Here is a 23,736-nt window from a genome sequence, read left to right as displayed (position 1 = left end):
TGGTGTGTTTAATATAAAAAATGAGGCTATGAACTTAGGTTTATAGCCTCATTTTATGTTTTTAATAGTTAAGCTGAATTAAAGATCTAACTTTATCTAAGGTTTTTATGAGTTTTAAACTAAAATCAAAAGTCATTATATCGCTTTCTGTTTTGCCTTCTCTTAGTAATTGATTAAAATGAAGTATTTCAAAATTATAACCAATAGTGTCTCCCGTATAATCTAACGTGTGTTCCTTTCCATTTTGAGAAATAGTAACAGTGGTTGGCGTGTGAAATTGTCTGTTTAAAGTGATTACAGCTTCTTCGCATGTAAACACACAAGTAGTAGGTGTGTCTTCAACTAAAGTACTTTTTAAAATAGCTTCTGTAGTTGTATTGTATTTAAAATGCATATTACAAGACGAATCAGCTCCATTATTAAATGATGTACAACTCGCTTCAATATGGTCGGGTTCTCCTAATGTTGATAAGGTTGCGAAAATAGGGTATATACCAATATCTAATAAACTTCCTCCTCCAACAGCCTTATCAAATAATCTTGAAGATTCATTAAATGGTCTTGAAAAACCAAAGTCAGCTTCAACCTTTAATAATTTTCCGTAGTTTTCGTTTTTTAAGAGCTCTAAAGTATATTGGTAATGTGGTAAAAAATAAGTCCATAATGCTTCCATTAACAATACTTTCTTTTCTTTTGCCAGAGCAATCATTTCTTTTACCTCTTCTAAATTCATGGCAAAAGGTTTTTCACATAAAACGGCTTTGTCATGCGTTAAGCATAATAAAGTATGAGATTTGTGAAAACTATGTGGTGTGGCTATATAAACAGCATCTACATCTGGATCATTAACTAAATCTTCATAGCTACTGTACGCATTCACCGCATTATAAGTGTTTGCAAAAGCATTTGCTTTATCTGCAGATCGTGAAGCAACGGCTTGTAGTTTAGCATCTTTAATAGTTAATAAATCTTTAGCGAATTTGTGAGCAATATTGCCAAGTCCAATAATTCCCCATCGTATGGTTTTATTCTGTTGTAATGACATTTTGTTTTGGTATAAAAAGTTGAATACATAATGCGATCATAATAACTAAAGTACAGCCAAAAAGATTAAGCCACAAATATGGCATCCAATCAAAATACCAGCCATAAATTACAATGGCTTGAGTTATAATTGCAGCCGTAAATACTGCATTTGCTTTTACGTGTTTAAAAAAGAATGCCAATAAGAAAATACCTAAAACATTACCATAAAACACAGACCCTATTATGTTTACTAATTGAATAAGATTATCGAATAAAGATGCAAAACACGCTATGAAAATAGCTAAAATTCCCCATGCTAAAGTAAACCACTTGGTCGCTTTAACATAATGCATATCGTCTTTATCTGGTGCTAAGCTACGTTTATAAATATCTATACTTGTGGTAGATGCTAATGCATTTAATTCGCTAGCAGTACTAGACATTGCTGCACTTAAAATAACCGCTAAAAGTAAGCCAATTAATCCGCGTGGTAAATTATTTAAAATAAAGTGAATGAACACGTAGTCTTTATCGTTAGTTTCAATTTTAGTTTGGTGTTCGTTTGCGGCTTGTTCTAAAATTATTTTGGCTTGATCTCTATTGGTTTTTTCTAAGGTATTAAGTTTAGAAATTTCTTGTTTTAAATCCTCACTAGGCGTGGTAACATAAGTGTTTAATAATGTTTTCTTATTTTCAAAAAGCTCATGTTGTTCGTTTTCTAAAGTTTTAAATTCATCTGAAAACGATGAAGCTGCAACAACATCTTGTGCATGTGGATTAAAGTGTATTGGTGCTTGGTTAAATTGGTAGAAGACAAAAACCATAACGCCTACAAGCAAAATAAAAAATTGCATAGGCACTTTTAAAAGACCATTAAAGATTAAACCTAATTGCATTTCGCGAAGTGATTTACCTGATAAATAGCGTTGCACCTGACTTTGGTCTGTTCCAAAATAGGAGAGCATTAAAAAGGTTCCTCCAATAATTCCACTCCAAAATGTATAGCGATTTTCAAAATCGAAAGAGAAGTCTAGAATGTTCATTTTATTGTTTACAGCAGCAATATCTAAGGCGTTAGAGAAATTAATATTATCTGGGAGATAACTTAAAATGAGAAAGAACGCAATAAACATCCCCGTAAAAATTACAGCCATTTGGTGTTTTTGAGTTACACTTACAGCTTTTGTACCACCAGAAACGGTGTAAATAATTACCAGTACACCTATAATAATGTTTAACTGATTTAAAGACCAGCCTAATACAGCCGATAAAATAATAGCAGGGGCGTAGATGGTAATACCAGCAGCCAAACCACGTTGTACTAAAAATAATCCAGCAGTTAAACTTCTTGTTTTTAAATCGAATCTATTTTCTAAAAACTCGTATGCCGTATACACTTTTAAACGATGATATAACGGAATAAAAACCATGCAGATAATAATCATGGCTATGGGTAAGCCAAAATAGAATTGTACAAACCCCATACCATCATTAAAGGCTTGACCTGGCGTAGATAAAAATGTTATTGCACTGGCTTGTGTTGCCATTACCGATAAACCAATTGTCCACCATTGTGCTTGATTTCCTCCCCTAATGTAGTCTTGTACATTTTGGCTTCCGGTTGTTTTCCAAGTACCGTAACCTACTATGGCAAGTAGCGTCCCTATTAATATAATCCAGTCTAAACTTTCCATATTAAAAGGATTTCATAATTAAATAAAAGATAACAATATACACCGCATTGGCAATTAATACCCAAGTATACGAGCGTTTCCAAGTTTGTTTTACAGGTTCGTTTTCTTGCATTTTAATCGGCTAATTTAGGTTCTGTTTTAATATCTTTTTTTCCAATAGAAAGCATGTTGGCGAATAATCTATATGCACCAGAAACACCTGCAGGAAATTCTCTAAAAAAACTTAATCCTGTGTATATATAGTGTCCTTTTCCATATTTAGCCACAAGTAAACTTCCTTTAGTTTCGGTTTCATTTTTATCATGCATTCCTAAAATAGGAGTAAATTCTTTACCCCAAACATTAGGGAAATATAAACCACGTTCTTGCGTCCAGCCTTCAAAATCTTTAGTCGTAATTTTATTAGGGTAATTTAAAAGTTCATTCTTAGGATCTAAGAACGTTACTTTAGCATGCTCGTCTGTAACACGGTCTCTAGATAGCTCTAAAGTATATGGTGCTAGAGCATCTACTTTTAAACCACGGTTGGTATTATATTGTACAATTACATTTCCTCCGCCTTTAACATACTCAAATAAAACATGTTGTTTATATGCTAAATCATCAACAGTATTATATGCTCTAATACCAATTACAATAGCATCAAAATGTTTTAAATTAGAGGTTGTGATATCTTCTGGATTTAAAATAGCAACTTGATAGCCTATTTGTCTTAGACTTTCAGGTGCAACATCTCCTGCACCTTGAATATACCCAATATTTTCTCCTTTTTTTATAATATTTAACCTTACAAATTTGCTAGGTTTTGGCATAACAACAGTTTGAAATGGAATATGATCGTATTCAATTTTTATTAAGGCTTTGTTGTATGGTTTATGATTTACAGTAACTGTAGATGTTATTTGAACTTCATCCTGTTGTTTTGGAGGAGTAACTGTAAAGTAAACAGTTTTACTTTCACCTCTATGATCTATTGAAATGGGTAGATCTTGAGGTAAAATACTCCATCCTTTTGGTGCATTTAAACTCACAGAACCTTCTATATTATCTTTACCCGCTGTGACAAGAACACCAACTTGTTTAGGTGCGTCGTTTTCAAAAATTAAAACAGGGTCTACAAGTTGTGAAGCCACAATAGGTACAATCTCGAATGGTTTATAAAGTTCGCCTTTTACTGGATCGTTACTTTTATAAATTATAGGTTTAGTAAACGGAATTACAGTATTTTCTATAATTAAATTATATGTAATATTTTGACTTCTTGGAGTTTCAGGTTTTCCGATTAAAGCTTTATTTTCAACAGTATACATTCCTAAACTACTTGGTTGGGTTAACCAATACGGTGTTGTAAGTGCTATAGATTTATCTACTTTATACTGTGCTTTAAAATTAAATTTAGTGTTATTAGTGAGGTTTATATTTTTAGTGATAACTGTTTCATTTGGAGTTTTTAAACTTTGGAGTATTATAGAATGAGCACTTCTATTTATCACTTCAATGTTTAAATCTATGGTTTCGTTAGCGGTACCCCAATTATGTGTTGCAGCGGTTTCTAAATATATACCTGCACATGCTGCAATAACATTTTTTATGTCTTCAGTTTTAAGTGTTTTCCAGTGTGTATTATCCAATTGCTGAATTAGAGTATAGGCTTTAACTAATTTTGGAATACTAGCAGCGGGGTTTTCAAAATCGTATTCATTCTCTACTTCGGTTAAAAGTTTTCCAATGGCTTTTCCGCCTTTAACACGATTCCACGTAGTATCTATACCTTCGAATATATTTGAGGGATCTTTAGGCATGTCACCTTTAATTAATTCTAAATACTCTAGACTAGAACCTCGTGTTCCTGTATTACCGAATCCTTGAGATTTATGTTGACTTCTACTTAAAGCCGAAATTTCTGTATTAGATAATCCGCTTGACGGAAAATAGACACCTGTATCTATTTCCATTAATTTACTTTTGTCTGCAGCATCAAAATTTTCTTGAGATCCGTAAAATCTCCAAGAAGTATTTAAAAACATGCGTTTAGGTTGCCAAGTTGAAGTTGTGTTAAGTTGTTTTGGATATTTAGAAGCATTGTTAGTTAAGTTGAAAGCTTCTACACTTAACATTGCAGAACTGGTATGATGACCATGAGTAGTACCCGGTGAGCGATGATCGAATCTGTTAATAATTATATCCGGTTGAAAGTTTCTTATGGCTAAAACCACATCGCTTAACACTTCGTCTTTATCCCAAATTGCTAAAGTTTCGTCTGGGTGTTTAGAATAGCCAAAATCGTTAGCGCGTGTAAAAAATTGTTCCCCACCATCTGTGCGTCTGGCTGCTAAAAGTTCTTGTGTACGAATAACACCTAAAAGTTCTCTAATTTCTGGACCTATTAAATTTTGTCCGCCATCTCCACGTGTTAGTGATAAGTAAGCAGTTCGGGCTTTTACATGGTTGGCCATATACGAAATCATTTTTGTGTTTTCATCGTCTGGATGGGCAGCCAAATATAAAACAGAGCCTAAAAAATTAAGTTTTTTTATGGCCTGATGTATTTCTGAAGCATTAGGTTTTTTAGGTTGTTGTGCAAAAGTAGCAGGAGTTATTAATAACAAAATGAGCAGACAGCGTACAATTTTTTTCATTAAGACGAATTTGAATTAGGCTTTAATTTCAAATATAGAAAGTAGCCTTGGGTTTTAGAGTGTTTTAAGGTTTCTTTAACTTTAACTCTAAATTAGACGTAAATCCTTCAGAATAATTTCAGAAAAAATAAAAATTATATGTTAAAGCCATTTTTTGCGTTTAAAATAGATAATCATGAAAATAAACATAATTAACATGATTACTAATAAAATGGGATAGCTGTACGGGTGATGTAGTTCTGGCATATTGTCAAAGTTCATCCCATAAATTCCTGCGATAAATGTTAATGGAATAAAAATGGTTGAAATTATGGTTAATACTTTCATAACTTCATTCATTTTATTGCTTATTCCTGTCATGTACATATCCATTAATCCCCAAACCATTTCGCGATACACTTCTGTGTTTTCATTTACTTGAATGGTATGATCGTATACATCTTGAAAGAAAGGTATCGTTTTAGAATCTATTAATTTGTGTTCACTTTTTTCTATTCGATTTATAATGTCTCGCATAGGGAAAATAGCACGTCGAATTCTTAAAATTTCACGTTTTAAATCCTGAATTTGTGTAGAGATATTATCTTGAGTATTACCATTAAAAAGATCGTCTTCTAGGTCTTCAATTTTATCGCCTAGAGATTCTACAACTACAAAATAATGATCGACTATGTTATCTATTAATGCATAAAATAAATAATCAGATCCCAATGTTCTTAGACGTCCTTTACCCAATCTAATGCGGTCTCGTAAACCGGTAAACACATCGCCTTCAGATTCTTGAAATGTTAAGACGTAATTTTGGCCAAGAATTAAGGTTATTTGTTCAGAAATTAAGCCTTTTTCTGTATCGTAATACAACATTTTCATACTTAAGGATAAGTAGTCTTCAAATTCGTCAATTTTAGGACGTTGAGAAATGTTAGCAATATCTTCTAGAATTAAAGGATGTATATTATAGTGTTGCCCAATGCTTTCTATGGCGTAGGTATGGTTAAGACCGTTAATGTTTATCCATGTTACTTCTTCAGTAGAATCGGATTTAAACGTAAATGCATCTTCAATTTTTGGAAGCTCTTTTTCAAGAACATGAGACGGACTATAATTAAACACTTCAATATATAATTGTTGTGTTTGTTTTTGTCCTGTATATACAATTGTACCAGGAGATAAACCTGTTTTTTGTTTATTTTTCTTAGTTCTTGGTTTTTTAGGCATAATTTAAATTACTTGATTTTAAATAGCATCCAGACCATCGTCTATGGCATCTTTCTGAACTAAAGTTACAGCTTTTTGTAATATTAAATTATTAGGATAGGTTACTAAATTGCCGTTATCCAACCTTAAATGTAACTGAAAAGCACGAATATCTTCAATAACGGCTTCTATAGGAAAATCCTTATCGTGTATGCTAATTTTATCTCCGACTTTATATGGAAACGAAAAAAACATGATTACGCCAGACGTGATATTGCTTAATATGGACCAAATGGCGAATAGCGCTATACCAATTACAGCAAACACAGAAGAGAATACTAATGCTAAATCTTCGGGTTTAGCACCTAAGATAACAGAAAGGAATAGGAGACCGATTAGAAATAATGTAACCGTAGAATACCTTTGGATGAGGTGAATACGTGCTTCATTAATTCCGCTTTTTCGCCCTATTTTTTTTACTAAAATTAATACTATATAACGAATGATTAGCAGTACTACAAGTAATATAATACAAGAAATAATGACTTTAAAATGAGTTTCAAAAAACATAATATATACATGAATTTAATGGCACAAAGATAGATTAAGGAATCTACAAAATATATAACTTTTTGCGAAGTTTAAACTCAGGATTTTTAAGACATAATGTCGTTTAAAACTCGATATACTGCATCTGTAGGAAGTCCCATAACGTTAAAATAAGACCCTTCTAATTTAGTAACTCCTATATATCCAATCCATTCTTGTATACCATAAGCACCTGCTTTATCAAATGGTTTATAAGTTGTGATATAGTGATTAATTTCTTGATCTGTTAAGGTTTTAAAGGTAACTTTAGTAACAGTATTTATTGTTTTTTCGAATTGATGTGTGGTAAAACAAACCGAAGTTATAACCTCGTGTGTTGTGTTACTTAATGATTTAAGCATCTTAAATGCTTCTTCTTCTGTTTTAGGTTTTCCTAAAGCTGTTTCATTATGCCAAACAATAGTATCGCTTGTAATTAAAATGTCTTTTGGTTTTAAGGTTTCTTTAAACGGAAGTGCTTTAAGTTGTGCTAAATAGTCGCTAATTTCAAAATGTCTTAAACGTGGTGGATACACTTCTTCAACAGGTTTTAATTGAATGGAGAAATCTAATCCTAAATCCTTAAAAAATTGTTGTCTTCTAGGCGAACCAGAAGCTAAAATAATATTGTAATTAGAACTGTTTTTGTGTAGCATGTTTTATTTCATTATAAATATAAAAGTAAAGATAAAACTCCTGTTAGCATAACCAATTTCAAAGCATTGCTAATTTTACGATGGTCTTTTTTAGTCTTTGCACTAAACAACTCAATAGAAATATAAAGTAAAGGCCCAATTATAAGAATAGTAAAATACCCAACTTCTAATGGAATATTATACACAAACATAATGACATAGTAAACCAAAATTCCAAGTGGAATAAAAGACAATATAAAAGCTATTTTAGATGTGCGGTTTCTACCAATTACAATTGGTAGTGTTCGCATCCCCGAGGCGTAATCGCCATCAATATCTTCTATGTCTTTAATTATTTCACGAATAAAATTAAGGATAAAGGCCATCCCTGCATAAGCTAATACAAGTTTAAGTACCGCACGTTGACTGTCTTGATTTTCGAATGTCATTACAGGAATTAAGTCGAACAATCCAACAATAACAAGACTTAAAGCAACTAAAGCAGAAATAACAATGTTACCCGCCAAACAAGTAGATTTTATATAGGTTGCATATAAGTATAGTAATACCGAAATAATAACGAAAAGTGCAAAAAAACCACTTTTTCCAACAGCATGAGATAAATAAAATCCAATAAGTACACCTGTTATATTTAAGGTAATAAATAAAGTGTAAGCTGTTTTTTCGGATATATATTTACCAATTATTATTTGGTTAGGTTTATTAATTGTGTCTGTTTCTATATCGTAAATATCATTAATAATATTCCCTGCAGAAGCCAAACATAAAGTGGCTAAAACTAGTAATATAAATTGCCAATTATTTAATGCAGTATCTACATAAAAAACAGGAAATAAAGCATATTTAATTAATATTTGAACGAGAATAATAAGTGAAAGATTTTTCCAACGTATTAGGTTTAATACCTGCATACTAATCGTATTGTGCATTAAAATTACCACTCCATTTTCCTTGAACTTTTAACACTTGTTCTATAACATCTCTTACAGCACCACGACCACCATTTTTATGTGAGACATATTTAGATATATTTTTAATCTCTGGGACGGCATCTTGAGGACATGTTGGTAAGCCTACAATTAACATTACAGGAAAATCTGGAATATCGTCTCCCATATACAAGATGTTTTCTGTTTTTATATTATGCTTCTGCACATATTCATCTAATTGATCAATTTTATTATGTGCGCCTAAAAATATATCTGTAACCCCTAAACCTTCTAACCGCTTACGGACGCCTTCATTAGAACCTCCAGATATTATACAAATTCTAAAGCCCGCATCTATAGCTGTTTTTATGGCATATCCATCTTTAATATTCATAACTCTAAGCATTTCGCCGCTTGTAGTTACAGTTACGTTACCATCTGTTAAAACACCATCAACATCAAAAATAAATGTGGTAATGTGCTCTAAATATTCTTTATAACTTTTTTCTTCCATGGGTTTCTAATATTGCATTGGTTAGTAGTTCGTATATCGCTTTATGTTGTGGGTTCTTAATAAGTTTTAAGTGTTTTTTTATGGTTTTTTTATCACCTCTTACGGCAGGACCAGTTTGTGCCATGTAAGGCGTCATTTTTTGTATTTTTTTAGCGGTTTCTAAAATTAGCGGTTTTAATACTTCAAATTCTATTTGGTTTTCTTCCGTTATTTCATGTGTAATCCGATACATTTGATTGGTGAAATTATTTGCAAAAACAGCTGCTACATGTAATCTTTTACGTTGTTCTGTAGATATTTTGTAATGTTTACTACCAATACTTTCAGAAAGTGTTTTTAAAAGTTTTAAATCCGGATTTTTTAAAGCTTCAATGCATAACGGAATGGTGCTAAAATCTATTTCAGCATCTTTTGTAAAGGTTTGTAATGGATAAAAAACTCCACGGCTGTGTTTATCATTAATATCATATAAACTTACAGTTCCTGAGGTGTGTACTACAAATCGATCTTGAAAAGGTAAGGCTTTAGAAACATTAGAAATAGCATCGTCACTAACTGCTAAAATGTAAATGTCTGCTGGATTTAAATCTTCTAAATTGTCTGTAATCTCAACTTCATTTTTATAAGTTGTAAGTTTAGATAGGTGTCTATTGTACCATTGTGTTACTGTAATATGCTTTGCATCTTGAAACACGTTATATAAATGTGTGGCAACATTTCCTGCGCCAAGTAAAACTACTGAAATCATCTTGCTAAAATACAGTTTTTCATAACACATTTTATAACAAGTATTATTTTTAAGTCTAGAAGTAATCTTTATGGTAATACTATATGGTATGAGATATTTGTTCTATTTTTATATAGATATTTAATAATTATGTATATGGAGTGGTGAGATTTGATATTAAAGATAGAGCAGATGTATTTACATTGGTGTCTAAGTTTTACGATAAAATTAGAAAAGACGAAACATTAGGACCGTTTTTTAATACATTAATTACAGATTGGCCAGCGCATATAGAACGCTTAACGAGTTTCTGGGAATCTAGTTTGTTTTTAAAAACCAAATATTATGGTAATCCGTTAGACGTACACGTAAAATTAGATCAAGCACATAATAATAGCATAACTGATAAACATTTTGGGATTTGGTTAAATATTTGGGTGCAAACTATAGATGAACTTTTTGAAGGCGAACGGGCTAATAATGCTAAACAACGTGCTCGTAAAATGGGTACTTTTTTATATATAAATATATTCCAGGCAAGACAAAATAAAGTTTAGTCTGACGCTTTTCTTAATATTAGGTTAATTTTAACAGAGTTTGCGTTTAATACGTACGGGCAACCGAACAAAAAAAGCTAAATTTGCGGACTTAAAATTTAGAGAAACCGTCATGCAAAATAAACTTGCCAAAATTCTTTTTTCTACCCGTTTAACATCTGTATTATTTATTGTATTTGCCGCAGCGATGGCTATAGGTACATTTATGGATGCTGGACAAGATACATCTCCTACACCTTATTCTAGAACTTTAATTTATAACACCTGGTGGTTTGAGGCCATTATGTTAATTTTTGTAATTAATTTTATAGGTAATATTAAGCGTTACAGACTGTATAAAAAAGAAAAATGGTCTTCTCTAATTTTGCACTTATCGTTTATCTTAATTCTTTTAGGCGCTTTTATTACAAGATATATTGGTTTTGAAGGGATGATGGCAATACGAGAAGGAGCTACAGAAAACACCTTTCTATCTCAGAAAACTTACATTACGGCCTATATAGATGGAGATTATATGATTGACGGTGTGCCACAACGTTTACCATTAGAAGCAGAGGTAGATTTTTCACCACGTTTGGATAATGAGTTTAGTATTCATACAAAATACAATCAGCAACCTGTTAGTATAGAACTAGAATCTTTTATAGGCGGTGCAGAAGAAGATATTATTCCAGACGAAACAGGAGAAGAGTATTTAAAAATTGTAGAAGCTGGAAACGGTGCACCACATAATCACTTTTTAAAAGCAGGAGAAGTACAGAGCATACATAATGTTTTGTTTTCTTTAAATAAACAAACAGACGGAGCTATTAATATTACTTCTAATGACGAGGGTATCTTTATTCACTCACCTTTTGAAGGCGAGTACTTAACTATGGCAACAATGGCCTCAGGAAAATTAGTAAAAGATAGCTTACAACCTTTAGTGTTAAGATCGCGTTATGTGATTGAAAATATGCAAATTGTGTTTCCTAAACCTGTAGTTAAAGGAACATTTGATATTGTTAAAAAAGCAGAGTTTCTTAAAAACGATGAGGATGGTGTAGTATTAAAAGTAACTACTAACGGCGAAACAAAGCGTGTGGGGTTACTGGGCGGAAAAGGGACCAATGGAGATTTTAAACAAGTTAAAATTGGTGGATTAGATTTTGCTTTTAGATATGGCTCTAAAGTATTAGAACTTCCATTTAGTATAAAATTAAATGATTTTGAAGCAGAACGTTATCCAGGAACCGAAAATAGTTATTCTGCATTCTCTAGTCAAGTTACTGTTCTAGATGAAAAGGAAGGGAATTTTGATTATAAAATATTTATGAATCATATTTTAGATCATCGTGGTTACCGCTTTTTTCAATCTGGTTTCGATCCTGATGAAAAAGGAACTATTCTCTCTGTTAATCACGATTATTACGGTACACTATTTACTTATATTGGATATTTCTTATTGTATTTCGGACTCTTATGGACTCTTGTTGCTAAAGGATCGCGCTTTGGAGATTTACGTAAAAAATTAAATCAAGTAAAAGCTAAAAAAGCTAAAATTTTAACTGTATTACTCTTTTGTTTTGCTTTTAATGGTTTCGCACAAGGGCATTCTGCAAACGATGGGCATGCCCACAATAATAAACCTACAAAAGCACAAATAGATTCTATCTTAATAGCCAATAAAGCGCCAAAAGCACATGCTGATAAATTTGGGCATATGGTCATACAGGATATTGGCGGACGAATGATGCCTGTTAATACGTATGCTTCAGAATTACTACGTAAATTATCAAAAACGGATACGTATGCTGGTTTAGATGCAAACCAAGTGTTTCTGTCTATGCAAGAAAGTCCGTTGTTATGGTACAATGTACCTGTAGTATTTTTAAAATATAAAAAAGCAGATTCTATTCGTTCAATCATAGGTATTCCTAAGGATCAAAAATTTGCAACTTTAGCAGATTTCTTTACAGATCGTGGTGCATATAAGTTGGGTCCATTTTTAGAAGATGCTTACAAAGCGGCAATTCCTAATGGATTTCAGAAAGAATTTAAAGAAGTAGATCAGCATGTTAATTTATTGTATAATACAATTGAAGGCCGATCGTTACGTATTTTTCCTGTGCCAGACGATGAAAATAACAAGTGGATTTCTTCTATAGAATATAAAACGGGAAATATAAAAGTTAAAGATTCTTTATATGAAAACTTTATAAAAAGTGGTTTTTCTGCGTATTTAATGACTCTTAATCAAGCCAAACAATCTGGCGATTTTACAGATGCTAATAAGTTGTTAGATGCCGTACATAAAACTCAAAAACAATATGGTGCTAGCGTTATGCTTTCAGATGAAAAAGTTAAAACCGAAATACTGTATAACCACTACGACATATTTAAGAGTTTATTTAGTTGGTATATGTATGCAGGAACTTTAATGTTTATTGTATTAATTATTCAAATATTTAAGAGTAAAAGTAAAGCCATAGATATTAGTGTTGCTGTGTTTAAATGGATTATTGTTGCTTTATTTATCTTACACACTATAGGGTTAATTGCGCGTTGGTATATTTCTGGCCATGCACCTTGGAGTGATGCATACGAATCTATGATTTATGTGGCTTGGGCTACTATGCTATTTGGTTTACTTCTTGGAAGAAAAAGTGATTTAACTATTGCGTCAACAGCATTTGTAACCTCAATGATTTTAATGGTTGCACACTGGAATTGGATGGATCCTGCAATTGCAAATTTACAACCCGTTTTAGATAGTTATTGGTTAATGATTCACGTTGCAGTTATTGTGGGTAGCTATGGACCATTTACTATAGGAATGATTTTAGGGTTAACAGTGCTGTTTCTTATGATTTTTACTAATAAAGATAATAAGAAGAAAATGCTAATTAATATTAATGAGTTAACTATAATTAATGAAATGGCATTAACCGTTGGTTTAGTAATGTTAACCATAGGTAACTTTCTTGGCGGAATGTGGGCTAATGAAAGTTGGGGACGTTATTGGGGTTGGGACCCTAAGGAAACGTGGGCATTAATTAGTATAATGATATATGCATTTGTTATACATATGCGCTTAGTACCTGGATTACGTGGCAGATTTGGTTTTAATTTAGCTTCAATTTTAGCATTTTCTAGTATTATGATGACGTATTTTGGAGTGAATTTTTACTTAGCAGGATTACACTCTTATGCTAGTGGAGATCAAATTGTAAGTGTGAAATTTATAGTAATTACCTTAGCTATTATTGCAGTAATCGCAGTATTAGCTTACATTAAATATGCTAAATTTTACAAGAAGAGTAAATAATTTCTTTAAATAAGCGGTAGTACCATTTTAAAAATGAATCCGCAAGATATAGCAAGACCGAAACTTAAAAGGGTACCAATTAAAATGTATTCTGTTAGTTTTCGGTCTTTTGCTTTTGATAAATCACTAAAGCGAAACACAGATTTTGCAGTAATTAAAAATCCAATTCCTTCCCAATAATTCATGGCTATAAAAACAAAAACAAATAAACGTTCTAACATACCAATATAGGCACCTGCATCTTTTAGCGAGGTTTCGTTAGTGTTTTCTATTTGCCATTTAGACACTAAAACTTTCATAATTATAGAGGAAACTACGGTTACAAATAATAGACAGCTAACGGTTAGCAATAGGCGTGTATTGTAAAAATAATCTATAGAAATATTGTATGGATTGTATATGCCAACCACAAGCAAGAGTATTATTATGTGTCCCAGTTGGTCTATAATAAAAAGCCACCTAGAGTTTACTTTTTCATTTAAATATAATTTTGCAAGGTCTATAATAAAATGAGATCCAATGATGATGATGATGCCCCAGATATATTTAAAATTAAATTGAAGTATTACTGATAAAGCTAATAAATGCACTGTAATATGTGCATATAAATATTTGGACTTTATTTTTTTATGCGCTTTATCCATTACCCATTTTGTAGGTTGTAAAAGAAAATCGCCTATTAAGTGGGCGAGGAGTAATTTTATAAATAATGCAATCATAGTGTTACGTATTTGGAGTAGTATGCTATCATTTTTAGAATTTCGTCGTAACCCGCACGTTTTAATCCTTGGCTTATATTGCCTTGTGTACTTTGTGTTTGTTTCGCTAACATTTTCTGATTGGCGTCAGGATGGGTTAATGCTAGTTTAACGAGAGCTGCTGAAGTTGGAGTCCACGTATTCATAGTTAATAAAGCCAATTCTAGCATAATATTCATAGCAGTATCAAATTCTGTTTGAGAAGATTTTATCGCTAAGTTGGTTTTTTTTAATTGCTCAAAACATTCACCAGAATTAATAAAAGCACTGCCATTTGATTCGGTAATATGGTTTGCATTATAGGTTTTTTCTCCAATACCAATGGCTATTCTTACATCTATAGTTTTTAATTGTTTTAAGCTTGCTTTTATTAAAATAGCAGCTTTTAGAGCTTCTGCAGGTGCAACTTCTAGCTGAAAGCTATCGCCCCTATAAATTTCCCAATACTTTGGGCTTTCTCCGTATAAATTTAATTCGGTTTTTAATTGTGGTAGCCAATTTTTAGCATCATGTGCTCTAGAATTAATAATATCTCCTGTTAGAATACTTGTCATTTATATTGTGCTTTAATTCAAATATATCTGATATTTTTAATAAATCCAAAGTTATTAGTTTAAAAACTAATAATTATAAATATTATCTAAAAGGCTAATATTTTAATTTATAATCTATTTAGATAATAATTTTGTGGTTTTAAAATATTTTGAGAACCTATAGATAAAAAATATATTTGTTAAAAAAAGAGACTATGAAATTACTACAAGAATTTAAAGAATTTGCAGTAAAAGGAAATATGATAGATATGGCAGTGGGTATTATTATCGGTGCTTCATTTAATAAAGTAATCGATGTTATGGTAAAACAGGTATTTATGCCACCACTATCATTATTATCTGAAGGGATACATTTTCAAGATAAAGTTTGGGTATTAAGAGAAGCGGTAATAGATGCTTCAGGAGCTATTTTACAACCCGAAATAACTATAGGGTATGGAGCTTTAATAGAAGCGCTTCTAGATTTTTTAATTATTGGATTTACTGTGTTTTTAGTGGTGAAGTTTATGAATAGACTAAGAAAAAAATCTCAAGATCCAAAAGATAAAACAGTGGTAACACCAAAAGATATTCAGTTATTATCAGGAATAACAGATTTATTGCAAGAGCAAAACGTATTATTAAAAGCAAAAACTAAACAATAAAAAAACTACTATAACAAACTAGCGTTAAAGTAGTTTTTTAAAAAAGGAATAATTAATAGCATCTTTATATGTAAAATCTTTAAAGGCTAACGACTTAAAGATAGCATAGTCTAAATATATATCAAATCTAAGAGAAGCCTACGAGTTATAAAACACCTAAAATTGGGTATTTTTAATGTGTTGAGAATAAAAGCAGAGATTTAAAGAAACTACCATAATATGTATTATTATGGTAGTTGTTGAGAAAGTAGATTAATAGCATCTTACATAAGAGTAGGTTTTTTAATAACCAACTCGTTTTAATCTGGTACAAATTAAAGTGCAATAATAAACATATAAAATACCAGAATTCCGGTATTTTTTTAATTATGAATTTTGATCATGCTATATTAAATAGTATATAATTTTAAGAAGACATTAATTTAAAAGATGTATATAATCCATACCTTTAGCTTATACTAATAATCGTGTTAATGCGCTGGTTTACGATGTATGTAAACTCAAAACAACGAGTGGATAGACTAAGAATGTAAAGGAAATAATATTTTGAAAAATAAACGAAAACCCAAACATCTTGAGAATAGTAAAATTTATTTAAGGATATAGAGCTAATAAATATTATTAACTTAATAGAGGATAAGGAGATACGGTTATAAAGACCTTAAATAGTAAACAGTTTTAAAAACGTATTTAATAAAGAAAGTAAGTTATTTGATATGTGAGTGACTTAAAAAGTATGTCGAGATAACAATTTTTAGAATAAAACAATAAAATTATGGCTAAAAAAATAGGTTTAGATACAGTATGCGTGCATATAGGAGAGGTTAAAGATCAGCAATTTAAGGGCGCAGTATCTCCAATATATATGTCTACCTCATATCAATTTACAGATGTAGATGTTAGACGATACCCTCGTAATTATAATACTCCAAATCAGGAAAACTTATCAAAAAAAATTGCCGCATTAGAACATGCCGAAGCGGGAATGATCTTTAGTTCTGGGATGGCAGCTATAAGTACCACCTTATTAGCATTTTTAAAAATAGGAGATCATATTGTAGTTCAGAATACATTGTACGGCGGAACTAGCCAGTTTATTCAAGAAGAATTTCCTAAGTACGGTATAGAATATACGTTTACCAATGGCTATAAACCAGAAGATTTTGAGGCTGCAATACAAGAAAATACAAAGGTCGTATATCTTGAATCACCATCAAATCCGTTATTAACGATTACAAATATAAAAAGGGTATCTGAATTGGTAAAATCAAGAGGATTAATCTCTATAATAGATAATACATTTGCTAGTCCTGTAAATCAAAATCCAATAGATTTTGGTATAGATATCGTAGTACACTCTGCTACAAAATATTTAGGAGGACATAGTGATATTTTGGCTGGAGCTGTAGCGTGCTCAAAAGCACACATGCATGCAATCTGGAAAGTTGGTGCAAATCTAGGCGGAAATTTAAGCGATTTTACAGTTTGGATGTTAGAGCGTAGCATAAAGACTTTAGTTTTACGTGTAAAAGCACAGAATAAAAATGCAAAAGCTTTAGCTAAGTTTTTAAATGGGCATCCAGATGTTAAAAATGTATATTATCCGGGCTTAAAAAGCCATCCAGAATACAAATTAGCTAAATCTCAAATGCGCGGATTTGGAGGCATGTTGTCGTTTGAATTAAATAATGGCTTAGATGCCTTAACCTTTCAAAAAGAATTAAAACTTATTAAAGCCTCTATGAGTCTAGCAGGAGTGGAGAGTACAATGTTGTCTCCGTGTATGACCTCTCATGCCTCGATGTCTCAAGAACAACGTGATAGTATTGGGATCACTAATGAGTTAATTAGATTTTCACTAGGTATAGAATCTAAAAAAGATTTAATTCAAGATATAAAACAAGCAATAAAAGCAACTAAAAAATTAGTAAAAATAGAAGCTTAAGTATAAAAGGTTTCTGTGTTAGAAATTAAAGTGAAACAGATGAAATTAGACATACTTGCAATAGGAGCACATCCAGACGACGTAGAATTAGGATGTGGAGCTACTATTGCAAAAGAAATAGCCAACGGAAAAAAAGTTGGAATAATTGATTTAACACGTGGTGAATTAGGAACACGTGGTACAGCAGAAACACGTGATGAAGAAGCAAAAAATGCAGCTAAAATCTTAGGTGTAGCGGTACGCGAAAATTTAGCATTTGCAGATGCCTTTTTTGTAAATGATAAATCGCATCAATTAGAAGTTATTAAGATTATTAGAAAATATCAACCCGATATTGTACTGTGTAATGCTATAGATGATAGGCATATAGATCATGGAAAAGGTAGTAAACTTGTAAGTGATGCGTGTTTTTTAAGTGGATTAAAAAAAATAGAAACAAAACTAGATGAAACATTGCAATTACAATGGAGACCAAAACATGTGTACCACTATATACAGTGGAAAAATATAGAGCCAGATTTTGTAGTCGATGTAACAGGATATATGGATGTTAAAGAAAAAGCAGTTTTAGCATACAAAACACAATTTTTTGATCCGAATAGTAAAGAGCCAGAAACCCCAATTTCTAGTAAAAATTTTACAGATAGCGTAAATTACCGTGCAAAAGATTTAGGACGTATTATTGGAGTAGATTTTGCAGAAGGCTTTACCTCAGAACGTTATGTAGCTGTCGAAAATTTATTTGATTTAAAATGAAAATTTTTTCAAAAAAAGTTTGGTATATCTGTAATTTCGATTAAATTTGCACACGCATTACAAAAATGCAGTTACATGGTGGTTGTAGCTCAGCTGGTTAGAGCATTGGTTTGTGGTACCAAGGGCCGCCGGTTCGAATCCGGTCTTCCACCCAAAAAGCAAAAGCCTTTCGATTTTCGAAAGGCTTTTTTTGTGCTTTTAATTGTGTGATTTTAGAATTCTAATTTCACTCCCTGTTCTGGAAATATAAGATCTAAACCTAAATTATTTTGTGCTTCTAATTCTGTTTTAATTTTTACCATGTTTTTAACCGGTGGTTTTAGATGGGTTATTATAGTTTTAAAACCTTGTAAAGCATCTGCACCTGTTAAGCTTTGTAAAACTTGCATTTCTTTATAAAACCAATTTGGAGTTAAGTGTCCAAATAGTGCTGTATCAGCTTGCTCGTTAGGGAAAGAAACCTCTATTAGAATAGCACGTAATTGTTTAGATTTAATTAAAGGAGCTATAGTTGTCCATAATAGTTTTAAGTTGTTACTTTTTTCTATAGGATCTGGACCAGTGTCTCCTAAATAAAGAATGTAATCTGAATTATAACGAATTAAAAAGGCAGTACTTTCAAACGGATTAACATGACTTAATGGATATGCTGTAACCATCATTTCGGTATTCGTTAATGGGGTTTCTTGATTTAGTTTTAATGTCTGAAAATGGTATCGTTTAATCTGATATCCAGGACCTTCGTCACCAAAATTAGCCCAAGTTTCTCCATTAAAGTAATGGTTCTGCATCATGGTCATACAAGATTTAGTTGCATAAACTGTTTTTGATGCATCTGCAGGAGAGTTAATAATTAGCCCGGAAACATGGTCTAAATGTGCATGAGAGATTAAATACCCTTTTATATGATTTTGTAATACCTCCGTTGAAGAAATATTAAATAATTTATTTTCAATAGATTTTTCTATACCCGCATTTATAGTGCCAGCATCTAAACACACATAAGCATCTGAATGCTTTGGAGCTACTAAATAAGCAGATAAATTAGTTTCATCTAAACCGCCTTTTACGCCTAAAGGAATTAATTTAAATGTAGTCTGGTCTTGTGCAAAAGCGGGTTGTATTATCCACATAATGCAAATAATAATGCATAGAATATGTTTCATTTTCAATGGTCTTAATTAGCAATAGTAAATACACAAATTTAAAGGCTTCTTATGTATTAACAGTTTTTTTATATCGTATTTTAGAGTTTTATATTTTTGAACTGCTAAATAGGTAGTATGAAATTGTTTTTTTAAATGAAGTTTTATATGTTTAAAACTGCTTATTTTTATAAGTAAATTCATAATTCAGCTTAGGGTAGGGTGTATAGTATACTTAAAAAATGTATCCTTAATAAAAGTGCTAAAGTAAATATAGGTTATATTTATAGTTTATAATTGTCAATAAATATTTTAAATATAAGTTTATCACAAAAATTTCTATTAATTAAAATAAACATTCTTTTTCCAGCAGCAGAGATAGGGGATGTAATTGTAGAAGACTATACATTAACAATAAACCTTAATAATCCGAGTTCTAATTTTGAGTTTTCAGTGGATTATCTAAACGGTTTTCAAAGCAGTAATGTATTTAGAAATTTAACTCCGGGATCGCATATCCTTTATGTAAGAGATGTTTATAGATGTAACCTTGTACAGCAAACGTTTTATGTATTTGAATTGCCTCAATTTTTCACACCAAATGGCGATGGTATAAATGATACTTGGAATGTTTTAGGTATTGATCCATTAAAATATACCAATGCAATTAATGTATATATTTATGATAGGTATGGTAAATTATTAGCAGTATTTAATCCGCTAGAATCTAATGGATGGGACGGAACCCGAAAAGGTGTAAATTTACCAACAGACGATTATTGGTATCGTTTTAAAGTCCCAGATGGTAGACAATTTTCTGGACACTTTACCCTTAAACGTTAATCGTACAATTTAAAATAATACACTTAGTTATTTTATAAATTAAGCCGATTTAGATTTTAGTTTTTTTATTAGGTTAATAATTAGTAATACAGTAAACCCTATAACAGTACCAGAAATTAATTCGGAAACGATACTTGGAATGGAGTGAAATACATCATGGAGAAAAGGAATATTGTGTATAAAAATTCCTCCAGAGACTAATAATAAAGCTATGGTTCCAATAACACCTAAACTTTTAATTACCCATGGTAAAGCATTAACAAGTAAACGCCCAATTTTATCAGAAAAACTATTGTCCTCTTCATTTAAATTAATCAATTTTAAACCAAAATCGTCCATACGCACAATAAGTGCAACAATACCATACACACCAACAGTTGCTAAAAGAGCAACCACAGATACCACAATAATTTGGGTAGTTAAAGGATGTTCTACCACAGTACCTAAAGCGATAATAACTATTTCTACAGATAGAATAAAGTCGGTTACTATGGCGGCTTTTATTTTTTCTTTTTCTAATTCAAGAATTTCTGTTTCGGTTTTTGCTTCTACTTTAGTTTCAACATGATGCTTGTGAGGAAAAAAATATTCGTAAATCTTTTCTGCACCTTCATATGCAAGATAAAGTCCTCCTAATGTTAAAATAATTGGAATTGAAATTGGGAGAAAAGCAGATAATAAAAATGCAAAGGGTAAAATAATAATTTTATTTTTTAAAGATCCCTTAGTAATAGCCCAAAGTACAGGTATTTCTCTAGATGAAACAAAACCAGAAGCTTTTTCTGCATTAACAGCCAAATCGTCTCCAAGAATACCAGCAGTTTTTTTTGTTGCTAATTTTCCCATAGTTGCAACATCATCCATTAATGCAGCGATGTCGTCTAATAAAGCAAAAAAACCTGATGCCATTTATATATAATTTTATGTTGTTAGTTTAAAAGTGTTCACCTCTATAATTTTAAAATATCTGATAGTAAACACTGCTAAAATAATACGTTTATGATTTAAACATGGTCTCTATTCAAAATAAAAATAATTAATACGTATTATTTTAAGCTATTTGCTGTGTTTGTACATATGTAAGGGTTGTAAATTCATTATAATTTTAAGTTTTGTGTTTTAAATTAGTAGTTATAAATTAAAGATTGTTATTAATTTATTAGTATTTGTAGTAAAAGTTTTAGATTAAGCTAAAAATAATTACATTTAAATAATATACTATCAATTAATATATTATGACATATAAGCGTATAGAAGAATCGCAAATAACCATGACACAATTAATGTTACCCTCACATTCTAATTTTAGGGGGAATATACATGGTGGTTTTATTTTAAATTTAATGGATCAAATTGCATTTGCATGTGCTTCTAAGCATTCCGGACATTATTCGGTAACAGCATCTGTAAACAAAGTAGATTTTTTAAATGCAATTGCAGTAGGTGAGTTGGTAACTTTAAAAGCTTCCATTAATTACACTGGTCGTACATCTATGGTAGTTGGTTTGCGTGTGGAGTCTGAAGACATACATACTGGAGTAATAAAGCATTGTAATTCTTCTTATTTTACAATGGTTGCTAAAGATAAAGAATATAATAGTGTAGAAGTGCCAGGGTTAATTTTAGATACTAAAGAAAGTATTAGGCGCTTTGCTAGAAGTATAAAAAGACAAAAACAAGCAAGAAAACGAAGTGAGAATTTTAGTCCAGAAGATTTTGTAATTGAAAATTATATTGAAGAAGTAAAGGCTCATAATGTAAAAATAGAATTATAAAAAAGTAAATATTATTTTTATAAAAAAGCAGATAACTAATATTAGTTATCTGCTTTTTTTGTGCGCTTTAATATTAAAATTCAAATCTAAACCTATGGTGCTTATTTTAAAATAAGGTGTGTAAAACCTACATGTGTAAAAGTGTGTAATTTTTTCACAGCGTATAGTGTTATTACACACTTTGTAAAAAAGATGTAATGAATAAAAATTAAAATACAAGGGCAAATCCCTTGTATTTAGAGTCTTTATAATTTGTAATACTATTTAACTCTAGACTTGGCATATTTTTTTCAATATAAATACTAAGTAACATTAATTACATAGCCTCATGAAAAATATAGTATTAGCATCAGCATTAAGTTTAGGTAGTGTTTCAAAAATAGCAACCACTTTTCAGACCATGTTTTTTCACGATGGAATAATGGATATTGTATTTCAGGAAGATTTTACGCCTTTAGAGATAGATCGTTTACCAATAGCAGTTATAGAAGCGATTGATAAGACTTATGGTGAAGAAAAAATAATTAACACCTATTTTAACGAACTTAAAGAATATAAAATTGATTTACAATTAGAACATGGTTTACATACTGTGTATACTGATGAGAATGGAAATTGGATTTCTAAATAACAGGTTATGAAAACTGTTTGTAAAATTTCAATTACATAATAAAAAATAACGATTCCATACTTAACTAAGTATAGAGGCGTATAACAATAATAGAGTAACCAGATTATATTAATTAAATTTTAAAATTATGAAAAACTTATTTTTAACCTCGGTATTTATGGGGATAATATTGTGTAGTATATCATTTTATGCTGCGTCTCCTATAAAAGTAGTTATGGAAGATGGTGTGTTTGTTTTGCAAGACGATTTTAAAGAAATTGAAAAAGACGCTGTACCAGATGCAATTACAGAATCTGTAGATAATTACTTTCTTAATAGTGATATATCTAAAGTATATGTAAATGAAGCCAAGGAATATAAATTAGAAATAAACCAGAATGGTTTAAATACAATTGTTTATGCAGATACTTCTGGAAATTGGATTACTAAATAAAATAAGCAACTAACCATTATTTTGAATTATTTAGTAAACCATATAAACAGCAACGACATGTTAAAGTATATCATTATAACTACGATGCTAAGTGTAGGTAGTTGGTCTATATATGCAACGGCAACGCGATTTGAGAGTAGTGAAAAGAATTTAATTATTAAAACTATTCAAGAAGAATTCAAAGAAATCGATATTGCCATTTTACCTAATAAAGTAAAAGATGCTGTTGCAAAAGATTTTAAGAATGCTACCATTTGTAAAGCATATATTAATAATGTAAATGAATATAAGCTTAAGCTAAAAGACAATAAAACTTTTAAAACACTATATATTACAGAAGATGGAGTGTGGATAAACAAGTAAATTGAAAATCATATTTATAAAAAGAGGGTGTTTTGTTTCAACACCCTCTTTTTTT

General features: G+C 30.9%; 23 protein-coding genes and 1 tRNA gene. 11 read left to right on the top strand and 13 right to left on the bottom strand.

Features of this window, described 5'->3' with window-relative positions; all coding sequences use genetic code 11:
• Positions 1-61: 61 nt before the first annotated feature.
• From FNB79_RS14525 to FNB79_RS14485, 9 genes are all read right to left on the bottom strand, one after another.
• Complete coding sequence (locus FNB79_RS14525) at positions 62-1,045, bottom strand: Gfo/Idh/MocA family protein (RefSeq protein ID WP_143382044.1); 984 nt, start codon at positions 1,043-1,045, stop codon at positions 62-64.
• Entirely contained in the window at positions 1,026-2,720 is a 1,695-nt protein-coding gene (locus tag FNB79_RS14520) for a sodium:solute symporter (protein WP_143382043.1), read from the bottom strand. The genes FNB79_RS14525 and FNB79_RS14520 overlap by 20 nt, the downstream gene beginning before the upstream one ends.
• A 113-nt stretch (positions 2,721-2,833) precedes the next feature.
• Positions 2,834-5,359: a PIG-L family deacetylase gene (locus FNB79_RS14515; RefSeq protein ID WP_143382042.1), complete on the bottom strand. Its 2,526-nt coding sequence runs from the start codon at positions 5,357-5,359 to the stop codon at positions 2,834-2,836.
• 141 nt (positions 5,360-5,500) lie between these two features.
• Positions 5,501-6,577, bottom strand: a complete 1,077-nt coding sequence (gene corA, locus FNB79_RS14510; RefSeq protein ID WP_143382041.1) for a magnesium/cobalt transporter CorA — start codon at positions 6,575-6,577, stop codon at positions 5,501-5,503.
• 18 nt (positions 6,578-6,595) lie between these two features.
• Positions 6,596-7,126: a mechanosensitive ion channel domain-containing protein gene (locus tag FNB79_RS14505; protein ID WP_143382040.1), complete on the bottom strand. Its 531-nt coding sequence runs from the start codon at positions 7,124-7,126 to the stop codon at positions 6,596-6,598.
• 86 nt (positions 7,127-7,212) lie between these two features.
• The gene (locus tag FNB79_RS14500; protein ID WP_143382039.1) at positions 7,213-7,800 is read right to left on the bottom strand and encodes a Maf-like protein; all 588 of its coding nucleotides are present in this window, start codon (positions 7,798-7,800) and stop codon (positions 7,213-7,215) included.
• An 11-nt stretch (positions 7,801-7,811) separates the two neighbouring features.
• Positions 7,812-8,711, bottom strand: coding sequence for a geranylgeranylglycerol-phosphate geranylgeranyltransferase (locus FNB79_RS14495; protein ID WP_143382038.1), 900 nt, complete (start codon positions 8,709-8,711; stop codon positions 7,812-7,814).
• Position 8,712: 1 nt separating this feature from the next.
• Positions 8,713-9,243, bottom strand: coding sequence for a KdsC family phosphatase (locus tag FNB79_RS14490; protein WP_143382037.1), 531 nt, complete (start codon positions 9,241-9,243; stop codon positions 8,713-8,715).
• Positions 9,224-9,991, bottom strand: a complete 768-nt coding sequence (locus FNB79_RS14485) for a Rossmann-like and DUF2520 domain-containing protein (protein ID WP_143382036.1) — start codon at positions 9,989-9,991, stop codon at positions 9,224-9,226. Before FNB79_RS14485 ends, FNB79_RS14490 begins: the two co-directional genes overlap by 20 nt.
• Positions 9,992-10,134: 143 nt before the next feature.
• Between FNB79_RS14485 and FNB79_RS14480 the strand changes: the two genes are divergently transcribed.
• Both FNB79_RS14480 and ccsA read left to right on the top strand, forming a co-directional pair.
• On the top strand, positions 10,135-10,527 hold the full coding sequence (locus FNB79_RS14480) for a group III truncated hemoglobin (protein ID WP_394345113.1): 393 nt from the start codon (positions 10,135-10,137) through the stop codon (positions 10,525-10,527).
• A 112-nt stretch (positions 10,528-10,639) separates the two neighbouring features.
• Positions 10,640-13,834: a cytochrome c biogenesis protein CcsA gene (ccsA, locus tag FNB79_RS14475; protein WP_143382034.1), complete on the top strand. Its 3,195-nt coding sequence runs from the start codon at positions 10,640-10,642 to the stop codon at positions 13,832-13,834.
• A 5-nt stretch (positions 13,835-13,839) separates the two neighbouring features.
• Here the strand turns inward: ccsA and FNB79_RS14470 are convergent, their stop codons facing one another.
• Together FNB79_RS14470 and FNB79_RS14465 are read right to left on the bottom strand one after the other, a co-directional pair.
• Positions 13,840-14,553, bottom strand: coding sequence for a DUF3307 domain-containing protein (locus FNB79_RS14470; protein ID WP_143382033.1), 714 nt, complete (start codon positions 14,551-14,553; stop codon positions 13,840-13,842).
• Positions 14,550-15,146 (bottom strand): transcriptional regulator, encoded by a 597-nt coding sequence (locus FNB79_RS14465; RefSeq protein ID WP_143382032.1) that lies wholly within the window; start codon positions 15,144-15,146, stop codon positions 14,550-14,552. Before FNB79_RS14465 ends, FNB79_RS14470 begins: the two co-directional genes overlap by 4 nt.
• Before the next feature lie 194 nt (positions 15,147-15,340).
• Between FNB79_RS14465 and mscL the strand changes: the two genes are divergently transcribed.
• The 4 genes from mscL to FNB79_RS14445 all read left to right on the top strand — a co-directional run bounded on the left by mscL (position 15,341) and on the right by FNB79_RS14445 (position 18,644).
• On the top strand, positions 15,341-15,790 hold the full coding sequence (mscL, locus tag FNB79_RS14460; RefSeq protein WP_143382031.1) for a large conductance mechanosensitive channel protein MscL: 450 nt from the start codon (positions 15,341-15,343) through the stop codon (positions 15,788-15,790).
• A 775-nt stretch (positions 15,791-16,565) separates the two neighbouring features.
• Positions 16,566-17,735: a trans-sulfuration enzyme family protein gene (locus FNB79_RS14455; RefSeq protein WP_143382030.1), complete on the top strand. Its 1,170-nt coding sequence runs from the start codon at positions 16,566-16,568 to the stop codon at positions 17,733-17,735.
• Positions 17,736-17,774: 39 nt separating this feature from the next.
• On the top strand, positions 17,775-18,491 hold the full coding sequence (gene bshB1 / locus FNB79_RS14450; protein WP_143382029.1) for a bacillithiol biosynthesis deacetylase BshB1: 717 nt from the start codon (positions 17,775-17,777) through the stop codon (positions 18,489-18,491).
• Positions 18,492-18,568: 77 nt separating this feature from the next.
• A tRNA-His gene (locus FNB79_RS14445) sits at positions 18,569-18,644 on the top strand.
• Between the two features lie 59 nt (positions 18,645-18,703).
• Here the strand turns inward: FNB79_RS14445 and FNB79_RS14440 are convergent.
• A complete protein-coding gene (locus FNB79_RS14440) occupies positions 18,704-19,657 on the bottom strand; it encodes an MBL fold metallo-hydrolase (RefSeq protein ID WP_143382028.1) in 954 nt (317 codons plus the stop codon).
• A gap of 276 nt (positions 19,658-19,933) precedes the next feature.
• Here FNB79_RS14440 and FNB79_RS14435 point away from each other — a divergent pair, with 276 nt between their 5' ends.
• A complete protein-coding gene (locus FNB79_RS14435) occupies positions 19,934-20,479 on the top strand; it encodes a T9SS type B sorting domain-containing protein (RefSeq protein WP_143382027.1) in 546 nt (181 codons plus the stop codon).
• A 39-nt stretch (positions 20,480-20,518) separates the two neighbouring features.
• Here the strand turns inward: FNB79_RS14435 and FNB79_RS14430 are convergent, their stop codons facing one another.
• Positions 20,519-21,388, bottom strand: a complete 870-nt coding sequence (locus tag FNB79_RS14430; protein WP_143382026.1) for a DUF808 domain-containing protein — start codon at positions 21,386-21,388, stop codon at positions 20,519-20,521.
• A gap of 326 nt (positions 21,389-21,714) precedes the next feature.
• Between FNB79_RS14430 and FNB79_RS14425 the strand changes: the two genes are divergently transcribed.
• The 4 genes from FNB79_RS14425 to FNB79_RS14410 all read left to right on the top strand — a co-directional run bounded on the left by FNB79_RS14425 (position 21,715) and on the right by FNB79_RS14410 (position 23,681).
• Positions 21,715-22,254: an acyl-CoA thioesterase gene (locus FNB79_RS14425; protein ID WP_143382025.1), complete on the top strand. Its 540-nt coding sequence runs from the start codon at positions 21,715-21,717 to the stop codon at positions 22,252-22,254.
• 328 nt (positions 22,255-22,582) lie between these two features.
• The gene (locus FNB79_RS14420) at positions 22,583-22,885 is read left to right on the top strand and encodes a hypothetical protein (RefSeq protein ID WP_143382024.1); all 303 of its coding nucleotides are present in this window, start codon (positions 22,583-22,585) and stop codon (positions 22,883-22,885) included.
• A 127-nt stretch (positions 22,886-23,012) separates the two neighbouring features.
• Entirely contained in the window at positions 23,013-23,318 is a 306-nt protein-coding gene (locus FNB79_RS14415) for a hypothetical protein (RefSeq protein ID WP_143382023.1), read from the top strand.
• Positions 23,319-23,375: 57 nt separating this feature from the next.
• On the top strand, positions 23,376-23,681 hold the full coding sequence (locus FNB79_RS14410) for a hypothetical protein (RefSeq protein ID WP_143382022.1): 306 nt from the start codon (positions 23,376-23,378) through the stop codon (positions 23,679-23,681).
• The last annotated feature ends 55 nt before the right edge of the window (positions 23,682-23,736 follow it).

It is taken from the genome of Formosa sediminum (genome assembly GCF_007197735.1).
Lineage (GTDB): Bacteria > Bacteroidota > Bacteroidia > Flavobacteriales > Flavobacteriaceae > Formosa > Formosa sediminum.
The sequence above is the reverse complement of the archived record's forward strand: the minus strand, read 5'-3'. Positions and strand labels throughout refer to the sequence as shown.

Coding starts and splice junctions, on each gene's coding strand:
- FNB79_RS14485 (WP_143382036.1), bottom strand. CDS start 9,991: ATGATTTCAGTAGTTTTACTTGGCGCAGGAAATGTTGCCACACATTTA.
- FNB79_RS14470 (WP_143382033.1), bottom strand. CDS start 14,553: ATGATTGCATTATTTATAAAATTACTCCTCGCCCACTTAATAGGCGAT.
- ccsA (WP_143382034.1), top strand. CDS start 10,640: ATGCAAAATAAACTTGCCAAAATTCTTTTTTCTACCCGTTTAACATCT.
- FNB79_RS14525 (WP_143382044.1), bottom strand. CDS start 1,045: ATGTCATTACAACAGAATAAAACCATACGATGGGGAATTATTGGACTT.
- FNB79_RS14465 (WP_143382032.1), bottom strand. CDS start 15,146: ATGACAAGTATTCTAACAGGAGATATTATTAATTCTAGAGCACATGAT.
- FNB79_RS14490 (WP_143382037.1), bottom strand. CDS start 9,243: ATGGAAGAAAAAAGTTATAAAGAATATTTAGAGCACATTACCACATTT.
- bshB1 (WP_143382029.1), top strand. CDS start 17,775: ATGAAATTAGACATACTTGCAATAGGAGCACATCCAGACGACGTAGAA.
- FNB79_RS14495 (WP_143382038.1), bottom strand. CDS start 8,711: ATGCAGGTATTAAACCTAATACGTTGGAAAAATCTTTCACTTATTATT.
- FNB79_RS14415 (WP_143382023.1), top strand. CDS start 23,013: ATGAAAAACTTATTTTTAACCTCGGTATTTATGGGGATAATATTGTGT.
- FNB79_RS14500 (WP_143382039.1), bottom strand. CDS start 7,800: ATGCTACACAAAAACAGTTCTAATTACAATATTATTTTAGCTTCTGGT.
- corA (WP_143382041.1), bottom strand. CDS start 6,577: ATGCCTAAAAAACCAAGAACTAAGAAAAATAAACAAAAAACAGGTTTA.
- FNB79_RS14505 (WP_143382040.1), bottom strand. CDS start 7,126: ATGTTTTTTGAAACTCATTTTAAAGTCATTATTTCTTGTATTATATTA.
- FNB79_RS14455 (WP_143382030.1), top strand. CDS start 16,566: ATGGCTAAAAAAATAGGTTTAGATACAGTATGCGTGCATATAGGAGAG.
- FNB79_RS14440 (WP_143382028.1), bottom strand. CDS start 19,657: ATGAAACATATTCTATGCATTATTATTTGCATTATGTGGATAATACAA.
- FNB79_RS14515 (WP_143382042.1), bottom strand. CDS start 5,359: ATGAAAAAAATTGTACGCTGTCTGCTCATTTTGTTATTAATAACTCCT.
- FNB79_RS14420 (WP_143382024.1), top strand. CDS start 22,583: ATGAAAAATATAGTATTAGCATCAGCATTAAGTTTAGGTAGTGTTTCA.
- FNB79_RS14425 (WP_143382025.1), top strand. CDS start 21,715: ATGACATATAAGCGTATAGAAGAATCGCAAATAACCATGACACAATTA.
- mscL (WP_143382031.1), top strand. CDS start 15,341: ATGAAATTACTACAAGAATTTAAAGAATTTGCAGTAAAAGGAAATATG.
- FNB79_RS14430 (WP_143382026.1), bottom strand. CDS start 21,388: ATGGCATCAGGTTTTTTTGCTTTATTAGACGACATCGCTGCATTAATG.
- FNB79_RS14520 (WP_143382043.1), bottom strand. CDS start 2,720: ATGGAAAGTTTAGACTGGATTATATTAATAGGGACGCTACTTGCCATA.
- FNB79_RS14410 (WP_143382022.1), top strand. CDS start 23,376: ATGTTAAAGTATATCATTATAACTACGATGCTAAGTGTAGGTAGTTGG.